The following is a 257-nucleotide window of genomic DNA, read 5'->3' on the forward strand; positions in this document are numbered from 1 at the left end:
TTCTATTAAAGGCCCTACAGCTTCAGGATATTCATTAGTAACCGCTAACACAAATGATATTTATTATCCTACGAATAGTGACGGTTTTATGTATTCTGCTTATGCAGAAATTACCGATTATGTTAGAACCAACGGCTTAGGAGATTATACTGTAGCCGATATTGCCGTAGTAGAAGGCGATGGTGGCGCAACCGGATATTATGGAGGTTGGAGTATTGTTGTTGTTTACGAAAACTCAAAAATGAAATGGCGTGACG

Annotated in this window: 1 protein-coding gene; it reads left to right on the forward strand. The window is 38.9% G+C overall.

The annotated features are described in order from the left end of the window. Positions 1-257 (forward strand): hypothetical protein (locus tag ACLJR2_RS23845; protein WP_219829037.1); only part of this gene is annotated, 257 nt, incomplete at both ends.

This window comes from Salmonella sp. SAL03688 (assembly GCF_046551895.1).
GTDB lineage: Bacteria > Pseudomonadota > Gammaproteobacteria > Enterobacterales > Enterobacteriaceae > Salmonella > Salmonella enterica.